This window comes from Bacteroides sp. OM05-10AA (assembly GCF_003439055.1).
GTDB classification, from domain to species: domain Bacteria; phylum Bacteroidota; class Bacteroidia; order Bacteroidales; family Bacteroidaceae; genus Bacteroides; species Bacteroides intestinigallinarum.
Map to the genome: position 1 here is coordinate 144,722 of NZ_QSUR01000008.1, position 22,568 is coordinate 167,289.

Here is a 22,568-nt window from a genome sequence, read left to right on the forward strand (position 1 = left end):
AGAAAGGAGGTTTAATAGAGGTATATAAAGAAGCAAAAATGAGACCGTTATGTAATACTATAAAAATATAACACTAGTTACTTTGTCACACCATCAATCAAATCTATTAACAATGAATAAAATCAGTACACTGCTATTTTTGATATTTCTCACTTGTACAAGTGGTGTTTTTGCCGATTCCGGTAGTTCCATCTCCTTAAATGGAACATGGGAACTCTCTTATTGGATGCAACCTGAAGAACCTATAACTTCGCCCAAGGACATACAACTAGCTGAAGTGAAACATCTATCAGCCCAAGTCCCCGGTAATGTAGAACTAGACCTAATGGCTGCCAGCTTAATTAAAGATCCGATGATTGGCAGTAATGTAAATGAATTACGCAAATGGGAAGGCTATCAATGGTGTTATTCCAAATCATTCGTAGCGCCACAACTAAAACCAGGACAACAATATCAACTCTTCTTTGCCGGAATAGACTGTCTGGCCGATATATGGCTGAATGGAAAGCACATTGGCAAAGCAGAAAATATGATGATTGAACATGCTTTTGATGTAACTAAAGAAATAAAAGCAGGAGAAAGCAATCAACTCCAAGTGATACTCCGTTCATCTGTTATTGAAGGACAAAAACATCTGTTAGGGACATTCAGTATTGGAAACTTCCCGTCTGAAGAATCCGTATTCATCAGAAAAGCTCCGCACACCTATGGATGGGACATTCTGCCACGATTAGTCAGTGCAGGTTTGTGGAGAGATGTAGAATTACGCGTATTGAATCCGGCACGTCTCACAGATGTTCACTATATGGTCGCCAATGTAGACACTGCTACCAGAAATGTACGTTTGTATACTGATATACAAGTAAAACTACCTTTCGAAAAGTTCGACAAAGTGAAAGCCGTATATACATTAAGCCGCCATGGGAAAGAAATATATAAAGGAAGCTCTGTTGTCGTTTCCCCAGCATTCCGATATATAATGGAAATCAAGAATGCTGATTTATGGTGGCCAAGAGGATATGGAGAACCGGCTTTATATGATGCAAAAGTAGAGTTAGTAGATTCTGACGGCACTATTTTATCAACAGATAATAAACGGGTAGGCCTCCGCACGATTCAACTAGACATTACAGACATCAACCTCCCACCGGATCATCCGGGTAAATTCTGTTTCATAGTCAATGGAGAACCTATTTTTATTCACGGAACCAATTGGGTACCCTTGGATGCACTCCATAGCCGGGATCATTCTTTCGTAGACGAATCTATCCACATGGCTGTAGAATTAAACTGTAATATGATACGTTGTTGGGGTGGCAACGTGTATGAAGATCATCATTTCTTTGATTTATGCGATGAAAACGGCATTATGGTATGGCAGGATTTTACGATGGGATGCACTTTCTATCCTCAACGCAGCTCATTTACACAAGCATTGGAAGAAGAGGCCATTTCTGTTGTATGCAAGTTACGTAATCATCCATCACTCGTTTTATGGTCAGGAAATAATGAAGACGATTGTGCACTGCGCTGGTCTTTGCAACCATTTAATATTAATCCAAATCAGGATGTAGTTAGCCGCAAGGTCCTTCCAGCAGTTATTTATGAGTTTGACCCTACTCGCCCTTATCTTCCCAGCTCTCCTTACTACAGCCAAGCGGTATATGAAAGAGGAAGTGCTGACCAATATTTACCAGAAAACCATTTATGGGGTCCCAGAGGATATTACAAAGACAAATTCTATACGGATGCTACCTGCTGCTTTGTCAGTGAAATCGGCTATCACGGCTGCCCTAATTTAGAAAGTCTCCAGAAAATGATGACGAAAGATGCCGTATATCCCTGGACAAAAAATCATGAATGGAATGATGAATGGGTTACCAAATCTGTTCGTAGATTCCCAGAATGGGGAAAGACATTCGATCGCAATAATCTTATGATTAATCAGGTACGTTTACTTTTTGGTGAAGTTCCCTCCAAACTGGATGATTTTATATTCGCTTCTCAATCCGTACAGGCAGAAGCTATGAAATATTTCATAGAAATGTGGCGTGGAAAGAAGTTTGACGACAAGACTGGTATTATCTGGTGGAACCTGCGGGATGGATGGCCAGTGATCTCTGATGCGATTGTTGACTACTACAATTCAAAGAAGATGGCATATTATTTCATCAAGAATGTTCAACAGGATGTTTGTGTACTAATCAATGATGCAGAAGGCGGAAATTACCCACTGATAGGAACGAATGACACACGCAACGTACAAAGTGGTAATGTAACGGTAACAGATGCATCCTCGGGACGTAAAATCTATGAGAGCACTTTCCGTATTCCAGCCAATCAAAAGGTCAGAATAGCCTCACTACCGGAAGAAAGCGGTCAAGGAATCTATCTGATCCAATACCAGATCGGTAATCAGAAATTCATGAATCATTACCTATACGGCAAGGCACCTTTCAACTTGAAAGAATACAAGCGGCTGTTACAAAAAACCGGATTATACGCTAAAAAATAATAGTTATGAAAGAGAACTTGTTAGGAATTGACGTAGGAGGCACCAAATGCGCCATCATCTACGGTATCAAAGAAAACGACGAGCTACATATCATCGACAAAAAGAAATTTGATACGACCACAGTCGACGAAACAATAGCCAGAATTCTTTGTGAAACCGAAAAGATGATGAATCTCCACCAGCTAACCCCTACTAATACAAAAGCGATTGGAATCTGTTGCGGAGGCCCTCTCAACAGTGAAACAGGCATCGTGATTTCTCCCCCTAACCTACCGGGATGGGACAACATCCCCATTGTGGCAATGGTGGAAAAAAAGACGGGCATTAAAACCAGTCTACACAATGATGCCAATGCCTGTGCTTTGGCCGAATGGAAGTTCGGGGCAGGAAAAGGTACTAAGAATATGGTCTTTCTCACATTCGGTACGGGACTGGGAGCTGGATTAATATTAAATGGCAAACTGTATACGGGCACCAATGACAATGCCGGAGAACTGGGACACATCCGCCTGTCGGATTTCGGTCCGGTAGGTTACGGTAAAAAGGGCTCTTTTGAGGGATTTGCCAGCGGTGGAGGTATTGCTCAACTCTCCAAAATGTATGTGATGGAGAAATTGCAGACCGGACAGAAAGTTGAATGGTGTACCTTACAGGAACTAGATCAGCTTACTGCCCGAAAAGTGGCTGAAGAAGCTGCCAAAGGTGATAAATTAGCCCAAAGCATATATGAGACGTCTGCCATTTATCTGGGAAAAGGATTATCCATGGTGATCGATATCTTGAATCCGGAAGTCATTGTGATAGGTGGCATCTATACCCGGAATAAAAATATGATGGAACCCATCATGCAAAAGATAATCGACCAGGAGGCATTATCCTGTGCAAACAGAGTATGTAAAGTGAAACCAGCCGCTTTGGGAGAGCAGATAGGAGATTATGCAGCTCTTTCTGTAGCCGCTAACTTAACCGATTAACTATTATGAAAGAGCTTATTGAAACAACACTGGAAGAGGCTCGGCAAACGTTGGAGAGCTTTCTTGAGGAAACAACAACAGTCGGGGTTATTTCACAGGCAGCCTCTACCTGCGCCGAAGCATTAAAAGCCGGAAATAAGATTATCAGCTGTGGTAATGGAGGTTCTTTATGTGACGCCACCCACTTTGCAGAAGAACTAACCGGACGTTACCGCAACAACCGCATCCCGCTACCGGCAATTGCAATCAATGACCCGGCTTACATGACCTGTGTGGGAAATGATTTTTCGTTCAACGAGATCTTCTCCCGCTATGTAGAAGCTATGGGATGTAAGGGAGATGTATTATTGGCCATCAGCACAAGCGGACATTCCGAGAACATACTGAAAGCTGCCGTACAAGCACACAACAATGGAATGAAAGTGATAGCGCTGACTTCAAAAGGAGAGAATGAACTGTCACGACTGGCAGACATTGCAGTCTGCGCCCCACGAGCAGCACATTCCGACAGAATACAAGAAATTCATATCAAAGTTATCCACATTCTGATTCAGGCAATTGAGGCAGAATTAGGCTTTGAATAATAACCTACTAAATTTAATCAATATGGCAATGAAAATGACACATATCAGTAAAACTCTATTGAGTATTGTTTGCACACTTTGGGGAATGTCCGCCTGCTCGGATGATTATAACAAATATGACGATTGCCCGGCTTGCAACTATTATCCTGTTGCAGTAGGGAATTCAACAGGAACTCCGGTTCATGCTATCGGTGTCGAGATGGATCCGCACTTCTTCTCACAAAACATCACCCGCAATGATGGTTCAAAGGCTGAAGATTGGGAAAATATAGTTGTACAACGGGTAAAGAAAATGAAAGTACAACAATTCCGAATCATGATGCAGCCACAATGGTGGGAACCCTCCAATGACAACAACGATCCTAATGTCGCGGATATGAGCAAATTCACTTTTGATTCGGAAGAAATGCAGTCTGTATACAAAGTATTGGATCTGGCCCAGGAAAATAATATCGGAGTGACATTAGTCGTATGGGGAGCCATTACCAATATCGACTTACTATCAGGCATTAACAATGGTCAAAAGCATTTCTTGTGTGATGCACGAAGTTATAACGTTAATCCGGGTTGGATTGCCGGTATAGATAACTATGAAGAATTTGCTGAAAACTTCTCCACAATGGTGAAATACCTGATTGAAGAAAAGCATTATACCTGTATCAATCAAATTACTCCATTCAATGAACCTGACAGTCATATAGCAGGTTACGGCCGCATCATGTGGCAAGGTGATTTTGAAACCATGGGTTGGCAGGACACCTACGCCCCCATGGTGAAAGCACTGGATGCCAAGTTTAAAGCAGATGGAATACGCAGTAAGGTACACTTCAACCTTTCTGACAATACAGACGGTACACCCGGATATATCGCTGCCTGTGTTTCCGCTTTCACAAACGATGAAGCCGACCTGTATAACTCTCATGTATACAAGTTTGACTACAACACCCCTAATTCGACTCTCGTAAATTGGGAACGTCAAAATATAGCTTCTGCAGGAGGTAAAAGACATTTTGTTGGAGAATTCGGTTTCCCTGGATACGGAAGTGCCCGTCAATATGGTATAGACACATATACACGAGGGGTACAGCTAATCCGCGTTGCTCTGAACTATCTGAATGCCGGTGCCTGCGGAGTAAGCTACTGGAGCCTGATCGATCAATATTATAACCGCAATGCCTCCTATTCGGAAATGCAGCAACTCGGTTTATGGAAATATCTAAAATCCGCTTATACCGAAGACCCAGATGTATATTCCAAAATCAAGGAAGACTACGAGGTACGTCCTCAATACTATGCATATAGTCTGTTGACACGTTTTGTCCGCCAGGGCGACGAAGTATATCCATTGGATCTCGGCGACGAGTTGATAGCCGGAAGTGCTTTTCTCAACACAGAGGGAAAATGGACGTATGTACTTTCCAACGCTACAGACAAAGACAAGATGATACAGTTGGAAAATGATAAAGAAGGTGCCAATGGAGAATACAATGTCTACAAATATATGGAAGGACGCCTACCGGAAGGTGATAATCTGATAGAATCAACAGAAACGGTCAACACGCAAGAGAATAACCTAAAACTTAAATTATCTCGTTCATCAATCAGGGTATTAGTACAAAAATAGAAGTATATATACCCCATTTAGTGGGGATATATATACACCGTATTGGGTATATATATTCACCATGTTAGCCATATATATCCACCGTGCTGGATATATATGCCCACCAACCAAGTAATTTATCATCAAAAGTACACGAATGAAAAAAGAAATATCCATAGTAAAAATGCTCTCCGTCATGTTCGGATTCTTCGTTATGGGATTTGTTGACATTGTCGGAATAACCACGAGCTATGTGAAGAATGATTTCAGCCATCTCACCGATACGATGGTTAATCTCATCTCTCTATCCTGTTTCTTGTGGTTCCTGGTGCTTTCTATTCCCACCGGAATGTTAATGAATCGCATCGGACGCAAGAAAACCGTATTACTTAGCTTCGCATTCCATGTATTAGCTATGTGCCTTCCACTCGTTGCATACGACTTTACCGCCATATTAATCGCATTTGCCTTGATAGGTATCGGTAACACTCTATTGCAAGTTTCACTCAATCCATTAGTAACGGATGTCGTTGCAAACGATAAGTTGACAGGTACATTAACCCTAGGACAATTTGTCAAAGCAGTCAGTTCATTCCTGGGTCCTATCCTGGCAGCTTGGGTGACTGGTAGTTTTTTCGGATGGAAAATGATATTCCCCATTTATGCCGGACTGTCACTGCTCGCTTTGATATGGCTATGGCTTACCCCTATACAAGAAAAACAACAGGAACGGAAGAACATTTCTTTTAAAGTCACTCTTGAATTATTCAAAGACAAATACATTCTTGCTTTCTTTATCGGTATTCTCGTGCTGGTAGGTGTAGACGTAGGTATCAATATGACTTTCCCTAAATTCCTGATGGAACGTTGCGATCTACCACTGACAGATGCAGGAATGGGAAATAGTGTGTATTTCTTCGCCCGCACTGTAGGAGCCTTTTTGGGTGGTATCCTACTGATGAAATATTCAGAAAGTAAATTCTATATTTATAGCGTCTGGATAGCTCTCGCAGGATTGATACTGATGACCATTAGCACTAATCTCTGGTTTATCCTCGGATGTGTAGCAGTTTTCGGGATAGGATATGCCAATCTGTTTTCCATCATCTTCTCTCTGTCTTTGAAACGTGTTCCCGAGAAAGCGAACGAAGTATCTGCACTTCTTATCGTCGGTGTATCCGGCGGTGCCGTCCTCCCGCCTATTTTAGGAATAATCACTGATTCATTCCACAGTCAGTTATCTGCAATTATAGTACTTGCCATTGTATGGTGCTATCTGATCGGAATAATGAGAAAAGTAAAAACCACATAAACCTATATTCTAATGAAACATTTCAAGAAAATCGAATCGAAATTCCTGTTCTCATTACTGATTATGAGTGTGTGGAGCATTATAGCCGTGGGTCAGACGACGGCTAAAATCTCCAAACACATTCCTGAAATCGAAAAATGGATTCAGAAACAATTCGCTAAAGGAAAAACACCTCCATTCTCGTTTATATGTGACGGGAAACCTTCCGCAGAATTTATCCGCCAATGGGACTATTCCCAGCAAAAGATAGAATCCGAAGAAGCGGATGTGATAAAGTATCTCTTTACCTACTACAATCCTACCAACGGACTGAAAGTAGAATGTACCGTAAAAGGCTATCCCAGTTATCAAGCTGCCGAATGGGTATTGAACTTCACCAACAAAGGTACGAGCAACTCTCCCACTCTGGAACAAGTGAAAGTGGTGGACCTTGCCATGCAATACGCTTCTAAAGGAGAATTCAAGTTACACTATGCAGACGGAAACCATATCTCCAAATATGATTTCCATCCACGTTCGGTTACTCTGGCAACGGGTGAAACCAAACAGATGTCTCCACAAGGAGGACGCTCTTCAGAAGGGGACTATCTTCCTTTCTTCAACATTGAATCACCCGCCGGACAGGGAGTCATATTAGGAGTAGGCTGGTCGGGCACCTGGTACGCAGATGTATGCGCACAAGATAATCGTACAATATCCATGGCTTCGGGAATGAAAACCATGAAATTATACTTACGTCCACAGGAAACAATTCGTACCCCAAGTATCAGTCTGATGTTTTGGGAAAATATCGACCGGATGGCAGGACACAATAAATTCCGCCGTTTTGTCCTGGCGCACAAGTCACGGAAAATCAACGGAAAATTTGCCGAATATCCTCTTTCCAGCGGATTCAACTATCGGGACCCCGCACCTTGTACGGAATACTCATGCCTGACAGCCGATTATGCCATTGCCATGGTGAAACGTTACATACAGTTCGGATTGAAGCCCGAAGTATTCTGGCTGGATGCCGGATGGAACACCGATGCTGCAGACTTCGAACATGGCAAGACCTGGGCCAACACAGCCGGTAACTGGACTGTAGATACATTGCGCTTCCCCAAAGGACTTCGTCCTGTAGCCGACGAAATACACAAAGTAGGAGCTAAATTCATGGTCTGGTTCGAACCCGAGCGTGTCATCCGTGGTACCCAATGGGCAGTAGAACACCCCGACTGGATGCTCGACATTCCCGAACACAACAATGACACCTATCTACTGTTCGATCTGGGAAATCCGGAAGCCTGCCACTGGATGAGTAAATATATAGGCGATATGCTCGAAGAAAACGGCATAGACTATTACCGTCAGGATTTCAATATGCAGCCGGATATCTACTGGGCAGCCAACGATGAGCCCGGACGTACAGGAATGAAAGAGATACGACACATCGAAGGACTATACTACTTCTGGGATTATCTGCTGAACCGATTCCCGAACCTGCTCATAGACAACTGTGCCAGTGGGGGACGACGTATTGACTGGGAAACAATCGGCCGAAGCGCACCACTATGGAGGAGTGATTATTATCATTACGACGATCCGGACGGCTACCAATGTCACACGTATGGCCTGAATTTCTTCCTACCTTTACATGGAACAGGTAGTTTACAGACCGATCCGTATTCTTTCCGCTCAAGCATCAGTACTGCTTTGATTTATAACTGGAAAATAACCGATAAAAATGCCTCCGTTTACGAAATGCAACGTTGTCTGAAAGAATTCCACGAAATCAGACCTTACTATTACGAAGATTATTACCCACTGACGGGTACAGAAGACATGACGCGGGATGATATCTGGCTAGCCTATCAAATGCATCGTCCGTCGGACGACAGTGGTATTATCGTTGCTTTCCGCAGAACCGCCTCCAAAGACAAACAAATCACCGTCAGACTTTCAGGAGTGGATCCGGAAAAATACTATACAGTGACAGACATGGATAGCCGACAGAGCAAAATCTATCAGGGAAAAGAACTGGCCAGTCAGTTGCCACTGATCCTCGAAAAGCCACACAGTTCCTTATTACTAAAATATAAAGTTACCAACGAAAAACCGAATAAAGAATGAAAAAAAGAATACTATATTATCTATTCATTCTGCTTCTGTTTCCTCATAATGGAACAGGACAGACGGTAGCCCGCATGAGCGACCGCCCGGTAAACACCAGCCAATGGATAACCACCCACTTTACCCGCGGTGTGGTCCCCCCTTTCTCTTTCGAATATGGAGGTAAACCTTCACAGGAATTTATCAAAAGCTGGTCTTATACGGCTACGCGTCAGAAAAGTGACGATCCCAAGGTTCTGAAATACCTTTATACTTATCGTGAACCATCCGGAGGATTAAAAGTAGAATGTGAAGTGAAAGGCTTTACCGACTTCAATACGGTGGAATGGGTACTCCGTTTCACCAACCAGGGAAAGAAAAATACGCCGGAGATTGCCAACGTAAAAGTGTCTGATATCACATTCCGCTACCAGCATCCGGGAGCATTCAACCTTCATCATTCCGAAGGCAGCCATGCATCCAAATCAGATTTCAGCCAGCAACTTACAATCTTGTCTCCGGGTGATAATCTTTATATGAGACCGGAAGGTGGACGCTCTTCACAAATGCGTATGCCATTCTTCAATATTGAATCTCCGGCCAATCAAGGAGTTATCGTAGCCATCGGATGGACAGGAACCTGGTTTGCCGATGTGCGCTGTGCAGACCAGCAAAGCGTAGCGCTTACCTCCGGAATTGAACGTTTGAAAACCTATCTGTATCCGGAAGAGAGCATCCGCACTTCCAGTGTATGCCTGTCATTCTGGAACGGTTCCGACCGGATGAAAGGACACAACCAGTTCCGCCGTTTCGTGCAAGCCCACCACACTTGGAAAGTAGATGGTAAACCGACCGTATATCCAATATCGACCAGTTTCAACTACGGTGATCCTACTCCCTGTAATGAATATACCTGCCTGACTACAGATTATGCCATTGCTATGGTGAAACGGTATGAACAATTCAAATTAGTACCCGAAGTATTCTGGCTGGATGCCGGATGGTACAATCACTCTGCAGATGTAGCCAATCATAAGAATTGGGCGAACACCGTAGGAAACTGGACCGTCGACTCTATTCGTTTCCCCGAAGGGTTACGCCCCATCGCCGACGAAGTGCATAGAGTTGGTTCCAAGTTCATGGTATGGTTTGAACCGGAGCGTGTTATGAAAGGCTCAGCTTGGGCACTGCAACACCCTCAATGGATGTTGGATGCCAGAGGAAAAGCCAAACAGGAAGACTGGACAAAAGATGGTGAGCACGACTCTTATCTATTCAATCTCGGAAATCCGGAGGCATGTCGATGGATGAGTAAATATATCGGAGACTTCCTCGAAGAAAATGGCATAGACTACTACCGCCAGGATTTCAATATAGAGCCGGAAGGTTTCTGGGCTGCCAATGATGAACCTGGCAGACAAGGTATCTGCGAAATCCGATACATTGAAGGACTTTATTCTTTCTGGGAATATCTGCTGAACCGCTTTCCGGGCTTGCTGGTTGATAATTGTGCCAGTGGCGGACGCCGTATTGACCTCGAAAGTATCTCACGCAGTGCACCGATGTGGAGAACAGACTACAGTTATGGAGAACCAATCGGTTATCAATGCCATACTTACGGATTGAACTTATACCTTCCCCTGCATGGTACAGGAACTGTGAGTGCCGATAAATTCACTTTCCGTTCCAGCCTCGGAACCTCTATTATCTACAACTGGAAAATAACCGAAGCCGGACAATCCATCTATGATATGCGCGACCGCCAGGCAGAGTTCAAAGAACTCCGTCCCTATTTCTATGAAGATTACTATCCGTTGAGTGGAATAAACAACATTACTTCGGAAAATATCTGGCTAGCATACCAACTTTATCGTCCGTCGGATGACAGCGGATACATCGTAGCTTTCCGCCGCAAAGACAATCCGGACAAGAGCTATACTGTCAATTTATCAGGACTACACCCTGACCACACTTATATACTCACCAATAAAGATACAGGAGAGGCTATAAAGAAAACCGGTAAAGAACTGGCTAACGGCTTCACGCTGACACTGGATAACCCGCAAAGTAGTCTGATAATCAAATACCAAAGTTCAACAACTGCCATACAGAAACTTTCTGTAGGAAAGAAAACCGGTGTAAAGCTCCGTGCTATAGGTGCAGAACTAGATCCCCACTTCCTCTCACAAAATGTGACCCGCAATGATGGAGCCAAAGCTGAAGACTGGGAGCGCATCGTTGTGAAACGTGTCAAAGAAATGGGACTGCAAAGCTTACGGGTGATGGTAATGCCACAATGGTATGAGCCAAAGAATGACAATCCGGATGCATCCAAAATCGACTGGCATAATTTCACTTTCAACTCTGTAGAAATGCAATCACTCTACAAAGTATTGGATATGGCACAAGAACAGAAAATGGAAGTCACCCTTGTACTTTGGGGAGCCCCTCCGGGACATTTCCTGGCCGAAGGGAATTATGGTAACTGGGTAGTAGCCCCGACTAACTATGAAGAATGGAGCGAGAACTTTTCCGCACTTGTACAACACCTGCTCAACAACAAAAAATACACGTGCGTCAAAGAGATTACTCCGATCAACGAACCAGATTGGTCATATATCATCAAAGGTAAAGCTGCTCCCACCGCCGACTATATTGAAATGTGTAAAGTACTCGACAGACGTTTCAAAGAGGATGGAATACGAAATAAAATACATTTCAGTCTTTCTGACAATTCAGACGGAGGTACAGGAACGCATAAATATCTGGCAGCCTGCACGAAAGGACTGGCGAACGTTGCTGACGTATTCAACTCCCACACCTATATCTTCGGCTACGAAACTCCGAACTCCACAATTCTGGATTGGGAAAAACAAAACTCTCAATTGGCCTCTTCAGTTGGAAAAGCCCATTTCATCGGTGAATTCGGAGGTAATCAATGCGTAGGTGCCACCAGACAAAAAGATATCGACTTGTATGAACGAGGAGTACTCATGACACGCATAGTCATCAATCTACTCAATGCAGGAGCAAGCGGTGTTAGCTATTGGAGCCTGATAGACCAATACTATGGTAAGGATGCAGACTACGGAGCAATGCAGCAACTGGGTTTATGGAAGTATGTAAAGAAAACATACGCTTCGGAGCCATACTACAACGATATCAAAAGTGATTACGAGGTACGCCCGCAGTACTATGCCTATTCTCTGTTGACACGTTTCATACGCCCGGGAGCTGAAATCCATCCGATAGCAACACCGGAAGAATGGTATGCAGGAACTGCTGTTCGAAACACAAATGGCAAATGGGTATATGTTTTCGCCAATGGAATGGACCAGGAGAAAACAATAAGCCTCATCAACGAACATACGCAAGCCAAAGGGAATTATCAGGTTTACCGTTATATCAAAGACGGTTTACCTACCACAGACCAAATGTTGGCTCCGGACGCCCAGCCTCTCAAAGTGAACGATAAAATTCTATGTTTACTTCCGGCTCATTCTGTGATCGTCTTAAAACAAGAATAACTATGTACTCTATTTATTCATTAAACAAATAGTATTTATGAAAACACATTTCTACATTTTATTAATGCTTGGAATGGTATTCCTTTTGGGATGTGAAGACGAAAAGTTAGGCACAGACCTAGGAGTAACCAATGTAGTGCTTCCGGATATTTCGGAAGAATCCCTGGGCACAGAGATTACCATTCAGGGAAATGGCTTTATCGACTGTGATGTACTGGCTCTTTCTCCCCTTTCAGGAGGTACTGAACAGCCCATCTACATGGAAACCAGAGAAGTAGCATCCGATCATATCACGGTACTTTACCCCTCTACGGCCACCAAAGATTCTTATGGACTTGTATTGGTACGCGGTAGCAAAATGCGAACATTAGGCGTCATCAACAGTACTGTTGGAGTTATGCCCGACGAAAACCTGCGTAATGCCTTGTCTGCTCTTTTCCCTGATATATTTAAAGGAGAAAAGATATCTTCCAGTGCTAAATATGTCACTTTCACTGATGGCACATTAAATATCAGCGATAAAAATATCACTTCTCTGGAGGGACTCGAACATTTCAGCAACATTCGGAAACTGATCTGCAACAATAATGATATCAGTGAAATTCCTGCAGAAGTACTATCCAGACTGTCTGAACTGACTGCACAAAACACTGGTCTGACCAAACTGGAACTAGCCACTTCGGAACAGCCGAACACGACATTGGTATCTCTCAACATAGATGGAAGTACCAAACTAGAATCTGTCGACCTGTATTATTGTTATAACATTGAGAAGTTCTCTGCCCTAAACTGCAAACTGGTATATCTGGATGTACGCAATTACCACAGTATCTATGGCGGATGTCTGAACTACAACAGCACAGACTTCAAATTTACTTTCAGCGATGACGCAAGTAAAGAACGACTCCTGAAAATGGAATCCTGGTGGATGGACTCATACTACAGCAATAGCGGTTCTATCGTAGATGCCATCAATAATGGAGTGACAGTGGAAGGGTACGACTGGATGCACGACTATCCCGATGGAAACAACAACTATTATTACAGTTACGGAAAATATCAGAAGACAATGAAAAAGTACGGAGAAATTCCTGATACCAATCTGCGAAACGCACTCAAAGCATTGGTTCCGGATGTATTCGATGGAGATAAAGTTCTGACAGTGGCTGCTCTGAATACTGAATACTTCAAGAATAACACGACCCTTGATCTTAGCAATAAGGGAATCACTAATCTGGAAGGACTACAATACTTCTGCGGATACAAAAACCTCATTCTGGATGGAAATAATCTGGGAGAAATCGATCTTAGTAAATACGCAATCAGTACCAGCTACACGGCAGGTCCGGTAGATGAGAAAGGAATTCAGACTTTCAGTGCCAAGAATGCAGGATTAACCAAATTCATTTCTGGCGATCAGTATATGATAACCTCTATAGATGTGAGCAACAATCCGGGATTAGCATATCTGGATATAAACCGGTGCAAATCCATCACATCACTAAATGCATCCGGTTGTCCGCTCACTTATGTCGATCTGCGTAATCTGGCAGGTACTTATTCCGTACTAGGTTACTCCGGTGGAGCTGTAGATGCCTCAAAGGTTCAGTTCTCATTTACCAACAGCTCTTCAACTCAAAGAAAGCTATTAGTAGAAGAATGGTGGATGGATAGCCCATGGAACGGCACAAGTCCATGTATTACCGCAAAGAATCAAGGTGTCCGGATAGAACGCTATGAATACATAGGATACGACAAGGATAAAATGTTGAGTTCATTTAATTAGACAGAAAACAATCTTAAACGTTATAGTTATGAAAAGAAGTTATTGGCTATACAAAATGTGCCTGTTGCTTGGGTTGGGAATCTGTATTCCCGTTACAGGAAATGCATCGGATATCGGAGATGCTACCCTGACACAGCAACAGTCTAAAATAACAGCCTCCGGAGTCGTCGTAGACGAGTCCGGTGAAAGCCTGATCGGAGCTTCCGTCATGGAAAAAGGAGCAGCAACGAATGGTACTATTACAGACATAGACGGTCGTTTCTCTTTATCGGTTGCCCCAAACGCTATACTGGAAATCAGTTATGTAGGTTATCAAAAACAGGACATTCCTGCTAAAAAAGACATGCGTATCATCATGCATCCGGACGTAGCGAACCTGGAGGAAGTTGTAGTGGTAGCTTATGGTACCCAGAAAAAGGTTTCCGTCATCGGTTCCGTAGCTTCCATTGATCGAAAAGATTTGATGAAATCCTCATCGCCCAACCTAAGTTCCGCTTTATCCGGAAAACTCCCAGGATTGACAACTATCCAGACCTCCGGTGAACCGGGACGTGACGAAGTCACCATGTTCCTGCGTGGTGCTGCCACTACAAACGGAACAAACCCGTTAATTATGGTAGATGGAGTAGCTGTAGACGATATGCGATCTATCGACCCAAACGAGATTGCTAATATCTCCGTATTGAAAGATGCTTCCGCAACAGCAGTATTCGGAGTACGTGGTGCCAACGGAGTGATAATGATTACCACTCGTAGAGGTGAAAAAGGAACTGCCCGTATCAGTGCCAATGTAGAGTTCAGCATGCAGGAGATCGCTTTCAAACCCGAACGTCTGGATTCATGGGATTGGGTCAGACTTCGCAATGAAGCACTCGTGAACGACGGAAATTCCGCTGAATTCTTCGGACCGGACATTGATAAGTTCGATTCATGGAAAACAGGCAATCCTGTAGATCCGGATTTTTATCCGAATAATAACTGGCAAGATATTTTGTTCAGAGATTATGCTCCCATGACCAGAGCCAACATGAACGTTTCGGGAGGTTCGGACAAACTTCAATACTTTGTAAGTGCAGGCTATCTGCATCAGGGAGGTATGTTCAACGTAGAACCTAAATCCAAGTTGGGATACAATGCCCAGTCTTCATTAGACCGCTACAACTTCCGCTCAAATATCGACTACAAAGTCAATAAATCGGTAAAAATAAACCTAAACGCTTCCTCTTATCTGGAACGGATCAACGGAACTTCCGCAAGTATGTCAAGTGTATTCAACAGCGCTTTGACCTCACGCCCTACATCCATGTATCTCACCCCGGAAGGTGCATACGCTACCGATGCTATACGTACTTTCCCTATTGGTGCCGGATTATCCGTAGAAGATCCCGCCAACAATTCATTGAGTGCATATCCGCTAATCAACCGTTCGGGCTATCAACTGGAAACCAGATCGGGAATCAATGTTATCGGAGGAGTAGAAATAGATTTGGGATTTATCACTAAAGGGCTCTCTGTCAAAGGCCAGGTATCTTTCGACTCCAAAGGATTTGGGAAAACAATCGGAAAACGTTCCTATACTTGGTATACGTATCAGACATTAGCTTCAGGAGAGCATTTGTTTATCAATCGCCATCCTAGCCTGGAGGACGAAGACGGCCCGATTGAACTCACAAAGTCTTCCGAATCTTATTGGGTTATGAACTTACAGGGACAAATCAACTATAACCAGACCTTCGCCGGAAAGCATAATGTCACTGCTATGTTTCTAGCTCAACGGGACATCAAAGAATCCAAAGAAACATCCGGTGACCTACTGCTTCCTTACAACGTTATCGGTATTGCCGGACGTGCAACTTATGATTATGACAGACGTTATTTTGCGGAGGTCAACGTAGGTTATAACGGCTCTGAACAATTTTCACCGGACAAACGATTCGGTCTCTTCCCGGCTGCCTCTTTCGGTTGGCTGATTACTAATGAGGGCTTCCTTCAGGATAATCCGGTTTTGACCAATCTGAAGTTAAGAGCTTCTTGGGGAAAAGTTGGTAACGACGCCTTCGGTTCAGCCCGTTTCCTTTATCTGGATAATATCAGTCAATATTCCGTAGTCACCGACAGTAAAGGAGATCATTGGTTATCCCCAAGCTTGGGATATGCTTCCAATGGTTCCGGTTGGGGACAAGGTTACAAGATAGCCGAAAACTACATAGGAAACAAAAGCATCACATGGGAAACAGCTGAAAAACAGAATTATGGTATAGACATATCCTTGTATCATGATCTTTCCTTCTCATTTGACTACTTTGTTGAGAAAAGAAAAAATATTCTGATTATCCCGCAGACTACTCCTATGATTCAAGGTCTTCCCTCATCCGCTCTTCCTTTGATGAACGATGGTGAAGTAAAGAATCAGGGATTCGAAATGGTCCTCGGATATCAGAAACAATTCAAAAACGGGCTATCTGTTTCTGCTAATGCAAACTTCAGTTATGCCAAAAACAAAGTATTGGAATATGACGAGCCATTATTAGGTAAGGATTATGCTTATCGCACCCGCACCACCGGCTTCTCATTAGGACAAAACTGGGGATATATCATCGACCGCAGTTATGATCCTGAAAAAGGGCGTGACGGCACAGGATTCTTCTATAGTGACGAGAGTATTGCCAAGAGCGGACTGACTTACGAAGGTGTAGGAACACCGGAACCCGGAGACTTTATTTATAAAGATCTCAACGGAGACGGTGTTATCAATGACCGTGATAAAGCTCCCATTGGCTATTCCTCCCTATTGCCCCGCATCAACTACGGTTTCTCTTTATCTGCCAACTGGAAAGGATTCGATGTTTCTATCATGTTGCAGGGAGTAGGCCAATACAGCAAAACTTATTCAGGAGCCGGTATTTATGAAAGTAGCGGCAACTTTTACAAGATGCACATGGAACGTTGGAGCGAAGAACGTTATAATAATCACGAAAAGATTACGTATCCTCGTCTGTCCAGTAGTGGTGGTCCGAGCTTGCAGCCCAACGACTTCTTTATCATGGATGCCTCGTATATACGTCTGAAAAATGCAGAAGTAGGATATACATTACCGGAAAGTATCAGCAAGAAAATCGGTGCTTCCAATGTACGTTTCTATTTAAGCGGTAATAACTTGTATACATGGACTCACCTCAAGACTGACAGCTTCGATCCCGAACAAAACAGTCCGGCAGCCTATCCGACAATGCGTACGTACAATGTAGGTTTGAATATTACATTTTAACGGCTAAAACAAAACCGATATGAAAAAAAGATTTATTTATATATGCATGTTTGCTTCCCTGCTCACATTCAGTTCTTGTAATGAAGCGTTGGATGTAGCTCCCGACGGAAGATTATCACTGGACGAAGTATTCCAGGATCCCGATCTGACTAAAGCTTATTTCAGTACTTGCTTTGACTATCTGCCTAAAAAGAGTTTGCGATATCATTTTTGGAGCAACTATCCCGTAGCACTTAGTGATGAAGCGTGGGATTGCACGGATGGTTCCGGTGCCGGCTTTGCACATGCCGCATCCGGCAACTGTACCACCACCGACTTCTATCTCGACGTTCGCAGAGACATGGGTGACACCTACTCAGAAGGAGGATACTGGCAGTTATACTGGGGGCAAATCCGTATTATCAACACATTCCTTCAACGGGCAGCCACCGCCGCCATACCAAGCGAAAGCGACCGTGACCGTTGGGTAGCAGAGGCTCATGTACTCCGTGCTTATTTCTATATGGAGTTACTGAAATGGTATGGTCCTGTGCCTATTGAGAAAGAGCCATACGGGTTAGACTATGATTATTCAACTCTATCACGTCCTACTTTCGAAGACTGTGCCCGATTCATTGTAGATGATTGCGAAATAGCTTTGCAATCCAGCAACCTCCCTTGGCGACTGACAACACTCAACGAGAAGATCAGAATGACCAAAGGCATCGCAATGGCTATCCGTTCCGAAGCATCTCTATTCGCAGCCAGCACTTACAACAATGGTGGCAAGGATCTTTGGGAATGGGCTTACACAATCAACAAAGACTGTCTGGAACAGCTGAAAGCTAATGGATATGAATTATATACCAAATGTGCGGATACAGAAAAGTACTATAACAATGCTTATATGGAGTACTTTACGCTCAACAACTATATCGGAACAGATCCCAGTGATAAAGAAACAATCTGGCAAAGTTCCGAAGGCTATTGGCCCGATCCATATACCAATCCTTTGTATGACGTTATCGGAGCCCCGGTATTGGGAAATGCTCAATTAACCATTGTTCCTTCCCAAGAATTAGTAGACGCCTATGATATGCTGGCAACAGGAAAGCCTGTACTGGATTTATCGAAACCTTATAACGACGAGAAGCATCTGTCACCTAATTATAACCCCAATAGCGGCTATGACCCAGCCAACCCTTATAAGGGACGTGATCCTCGTTTCCAGGCTACAGTTTTTTATAATAACAGTCCTGTGCTGTTAGGAAAGGAACCGGCAGTAGTAGAAACGTACGTGGGAGGAAATAGCGAAATCCGTACAAGTGGAAATACGAACACACGTACCGGTTATTATTGGAGAAAAAGAATGGTAAACGGTAACTGTAAGGCAGCCGGAGTGGCTGGATATGATGGCCGTTTCCGTTTTTACCGATTAGGCAAAATTTATCTGAATGCTGCCGAAGCCGCTATTGAAAGCGGACACCTTACCGAAGGTCTGGAATGGATCAATGAAATCCGTCACCGCGCAGGTTTTGATCCTTCGGTTGATCTGTCGACAAACGACAAGAACGAAGCTCGTTTATTGGTACGCCACGAACGCCAGATAGAGCTGGCTTGTGAAGAAGACAGATATTTCGATATCCGCCGTTGGACACCCGCCAATGAGAATATGGAAAATGAGAAGTTTACCACAGGTATGAGAATCACCAAAAATGGAAACTCGTTCTCTTATGAAAGAATCAATTTGGGAACGGACGGCAGCAAACCGAGTAAAATGAGTTATGAAAAGAAATGGCACGTATATCCTATCCCTGCCAGTGAAGCAGCCGTATTGGAAGGCACGACAGGACAGACGTGGCAAAATGCAGGATGGTAATCATAAAACAGAATGTATATGAAAAACAGAATAATCACACTTTTGTGCATCGTATGCCTGTTCACAGGCAATGAAGTATGCCGGGCACAAGTGCAAGAAGTTATATCCGGTGTGGTGCGGAATGAGAGCAACGAACCTTTAGACGGCGCAATCATTTCTGTTCCGGACAATCCTGAATACACCACAAGCAGTGACAAAGACGGAAAATTCATCATGGAGATTCCGTCGGGAGCCAGTATGGTCATTTGTAAGATTCCGAGATATCGGAACCAGACAATGAAATTCACTCTGAATAAACCGGTGGAGTTTCGTCTGATATCAGACATCGCCGGTCAGGATACATCTCTCGAAGTAGCCATGCTGCAAAAAGAGAGAAAAGGAGGTTATACAGGAGCAATCTCTACCGTTCAGGGAGAAGAGTTAGTTAAAACACCTAATAGCGGATTTTCAGCTACGCTGACCGGACGCTTGGCAGGATTGACTTCTATCCAATCCACCAGCACACCAGCCGATGATGCAACAACGATGTATATACGTGGTCTGAATTCCATAAACGGTAATTCACCTTTGGTTGTACTCGATGGAATTCCGGCTCCATTATTCGATATGAATACACTCGATGCCAACACTGTAGAATCTGTCAGTATTCTGAAAGATGCCGCAGCTAAAGCATTATATGGTCCGCGAGCTTCTTCCGGAGTAATTCTTATTACTACAAAAAGAGGCGAAATAGGACGTACTAAAGTAAATGTGAACATGGACTTCTCCATACAACAGGCTACCCAGCGTCCTAAAATAGTAAGTACCGGTGAATACGCACAAATGCGTAACCAGGCCTTACTCAATGACGGTGGCACTCCACTCTATTCTTTATATGAAATAGCCGGATTTACAGATGGAACTATGCCGGGACACGACTGGTATGACACTTTTATGAATGACGCAGCCAGTATGCAACGTTACAACGTCAATATCAGCGGAGGTAACAACCGGGTTAAATACCTTGTTAATGCCGGTTATCTTCACCAAAACAGCCTGATTGATGCAGAGAAGAATGATAATTATAATCCCGCACTCAAATTGCATCGCTTCAACATTTTATCTAATGTGGACGTCACTCTGCATCGTTATCTAAACTGTTTCCTTAACACAAATGTCACTATCGACCGGATGAATCAAGGATACAACGGGACAGGAGATATCATGAATTCGATCTATCAGATGGCCCCCACCGTACCTGGACCTATCACCGAAGACGGAAAAGTGATTACTGCAGAATACAATGAATATCCTACTTACGGACTTATCAACCGTTCCGGATATAGCCATCAAACAGGTATCAATCTGAACGTCGCTTATGGAATGAATCTGGATCTGGGATTCCTGACTAAAGGATTGAGCGTAAAAGGAATAGTAGGTTATGAAGCAAACTATGACGGAACAATCTATGGTTCTACCGACTACGCACGTTATGCAGCCAATGGCAGCGGACTTTTCGGTACTCACACCACTCTTCCTCTAAGTTTAAGCAAGACCGCTAATATGCGCTACTTTATCAACTTCCAAGGATTCATCAACTATAATCGTATTTTTGGAGGCAGACATGAAGTAGATGCATTTGTCAGCTATTTCAATGAGAATATGATGAAAAACGGTGATCTCCCATACGATCGTTTGTCATTGATGGGACATGTGAAATACGGTTATGATTCACGATACTATATACAGGGAGACTTTACCTACGATGGTACAGAACAGTTCAGACCGGGTAACCGTTTTAAATTCTTCCCGACAGTATCTGCCGCTTGGGTGGTATCCAACGAAAGTTTCCTGAAAGACACAGATTGGTTGTCCTTCCTCAAAATACGCGCATCTGCCGGATGGCTGGGTAATGACCAGATATCTGACACCCGCTTCCTGTATGCTACGGATGTACGTTATAAAGATGCAGGTTACTTACTAAGCAACTACTATGGCTTTCACACTGTAGAAGGTATGCAAGGTAATCCATATATCCACTATGAAAAATCTTTCCAGCAAAATTACGGAATAGATGTTACCTTATTCAACTCACTAGGTATCACATTTGATTATTGGAACGTGAAACAGACCCAAATGGCTATCCAAGATAACAGTGTATCTTCTGCACAAGGTATCGCCAGTGAAAATCTGCCATTTGAAAATCTGGGTAAGATGAACAACAAAGGATTTGATATTGAACTATCTTATATCAAGAATCTGAAATGTGGATTAAGAATGACTATCAGAGGGAATATGGGATACAATAAAAATGAAGTAACTGACATAAAAGAGTTGAACCGTACCGCCAGCGGATATTACTATCCATATCGTAAAACCGGCTATTCTGCAGGACAACAGTTCGGATATCTGATTGACTATTCCAACGGAAACGGCTACTATAATAGCCAGGAGGAAATAGATAAAAGCGGTCTGCGATTCTCTGGTGCTTCTCCACGCCCAGGTGATTTCATTTACAAAGACTTAAATAACGACGGAAATATAGATGAGCGTGACCAGGCACCGATGGACAAAGCCCAGACACTACCTACACTTTCTTATGGTGGTTCTATTCAACTGGAATACAAAAACTTTGACCTGTATGTTCAGTTACAAGGTGTATCAGGTACAGCAGCCTATTACAGTGGATGCGGTATCTTCGATAATGCTTACCAAGGAGTGTACACAGACCTGCACCGTAATGCCTGGACAGCAGATCGCTATGCGGCAAATGAAAAAATCAGCTATCCGGCTTTGACCACAGGAAGCTCTTCAAGTCTCCAATCGAATGAATTCTTCTATTCCAAAAATAACTATATGAGATTGAAGAATGTAGTATTAGGTTATACACTTCCTAAACGTTGGAGCAGTAAGCTGAAACTGGAGAAAATGAGATTCTATATCAGCGGAGCCAATTTGTTGACCACCTCATCTCTCAAGTTCGATAATCTGGACCCGGAACAATATTCCTACTCTGTATACCCCATTTACAGAACATTTAACATAGGACTTAACCTGAATTTCTAAAGACT

Annotated in this window: 11 protein-coding genes; all 11 read left to right on the forward strand. The window is 43.3% G+C overall.

Features of this window, described 5'->3' with window-relative positions; genetic code table 11:
* Nucleotides 1-112: 112 nt before the first annotated feature.
* The 11 genes from DXB58_RS08355 (at nucleotide 113) to DXB58_RS08405 (ending at nucleotide 22,563) form a co-directional block, all read left to right on the forward strand.
* Nucleotides 113-2,515: a glycoside hydrolase family 2 protein gene (locus tag DXB58_RS08355; RefSeq protein WP_122136508.1), complete on the forward strand. Its 2,403-nt coding sequence runs from the start codon at nucleotides 113-115 to the stop codon at nucleotides 2,513-2,515.
* A 5-nt stretch (nucleotides 2,516-2,520) separates the two neighbouring features.
* Nucleotides 2,521-3,489 carry an ROK family protein gene (locus DXB58_RS08360; RefSeq protein WP_122136509.1) on the forward strand — a complete coding sequence of 323 codons (969 nt, stop codon included), beginning with the start codon at nucleotides 2,521-2,523 and terminating at the stop codon, nucleotides 3,487-3,489.
* A gap of 5 nt (nucleotides 3,490-3,494) precedes the next feature.
* Complete coding sequence (locus tag DXB58_RS08365) at nucleotides 3,495-4,073, forward strand: SIS domain-containing protein (RefSeq protein ID WP_122136510.1); 579 nt, start codon at nucleotides 3,495-3,497, stop codon at nucleotides 4,071-4,073.
* A gap of 22 nt (nucleotides 4,074-4,095) precedes the next feature.
* Entirely contained in the window at nucleotides 4,096-5,697 is a 1,602-nt protein-coding gene (locus tag DXB58_RS08370) for a hypothetical protein (RefSeq protein WP_008998210.1), read from the forward strand.
* 136 nt (nucleotides 5,698-5,833) lie between these two features.
* Nucleotides 5,834-6,988, forward strand: a complete 1,155-nt coding sequence (locus tag DXB58_RS08375; RefSeq protein WP_122136511.1) for a sugar MFS transporter — start codon at nucleotides 5,834-5,836, stop codon at nucleotides 6,986-6,988.
* 12 nt (nucleotides 6,989-7,000) lie between these two features.
* Nucleotides 7,001-9,100 (forward strand): glycoside hydrolase family 36 protein, encoded by a 2,100-nt coding sequence (locus tag DXB58_RS08380; RefSeq protein ID WP_122136512.1) that lies wholly within the window; start codon nucleotides 7,001-7,003, stop codon nucleotides 9,098-9,100.
* On the forward strand, nucleotides 9,097-12,606 hold the full coding sequence (locus DXB58_RS08385) for an alpha-galactosidase (RefSeq protein WP_122136513.1): 3,510 nt from the start codon (nucleotides 9,097-9,099) through the stop codon (nucleotides 12,604-12,606). Before DXB58_RS08380 ends, DXB58_RS08385 begins: the two co-directional genes overlap by 4 nt.
* A 37-nt stretch (nucleotides 12,607-12,643) precedes the next feature.
* Nucleotides 12,644-14,392 carry a hypothetical protein gene (locus DXB58_RS08390; protein WP_122136514.1) on the forward strand — a complete coding sequence of 583 codons (1,749 nt, stop codon included), beginning with the start codon at nucleotides 12,644-12,646 and terminating at the stop codon, nucleotides 14,390-14,392.
* A gap of 28 nt (nucleotides 14,393-14,420) precedes the next feature.
* A complete protein-coding gene (locus DXB58_RS08395; RefSeq protein WP_122136515.1) occupies nucleotides 14,421-17,660 on the forward strand; it encodes a TonB-dependent receptor in 3,240 nt (1,079 codons plus the stop codon).
* 19 nt (nucleotides 17,661-17,679) lie between these two features.
* Nucleotides 17,680-19,518 carry a RagB/SusD family nutrient uptake outer membrane protein gene (locus DXB58_RS08400; RefSeq protein WP_122136516.1) on the forward strand — a complete coding sequence of 613 codons (1,839 nt, stop codon included), beginning with the start codon at nucleotides 17,680-17,682 and terminating at the stop codon, nucleotides 19,516-19,518.
* 12 nt (nucleotides 19,519-19,530) lie between these two features.
* On the forward strand, nucleotides 19,531-22,563 hold the full coding sequence (locus DXB58_RS08405; protein WP_122136517.1) for a SusC/RagA family TonB-linked outer membrane protein: 3,033 nt from the start codon (nucleotides 19,531-19,533) through the stop codon (nucleotides 22,561-22,563).
* Nucleotides 22,564-22,568 lie beyond the last annotated feature (5 nt).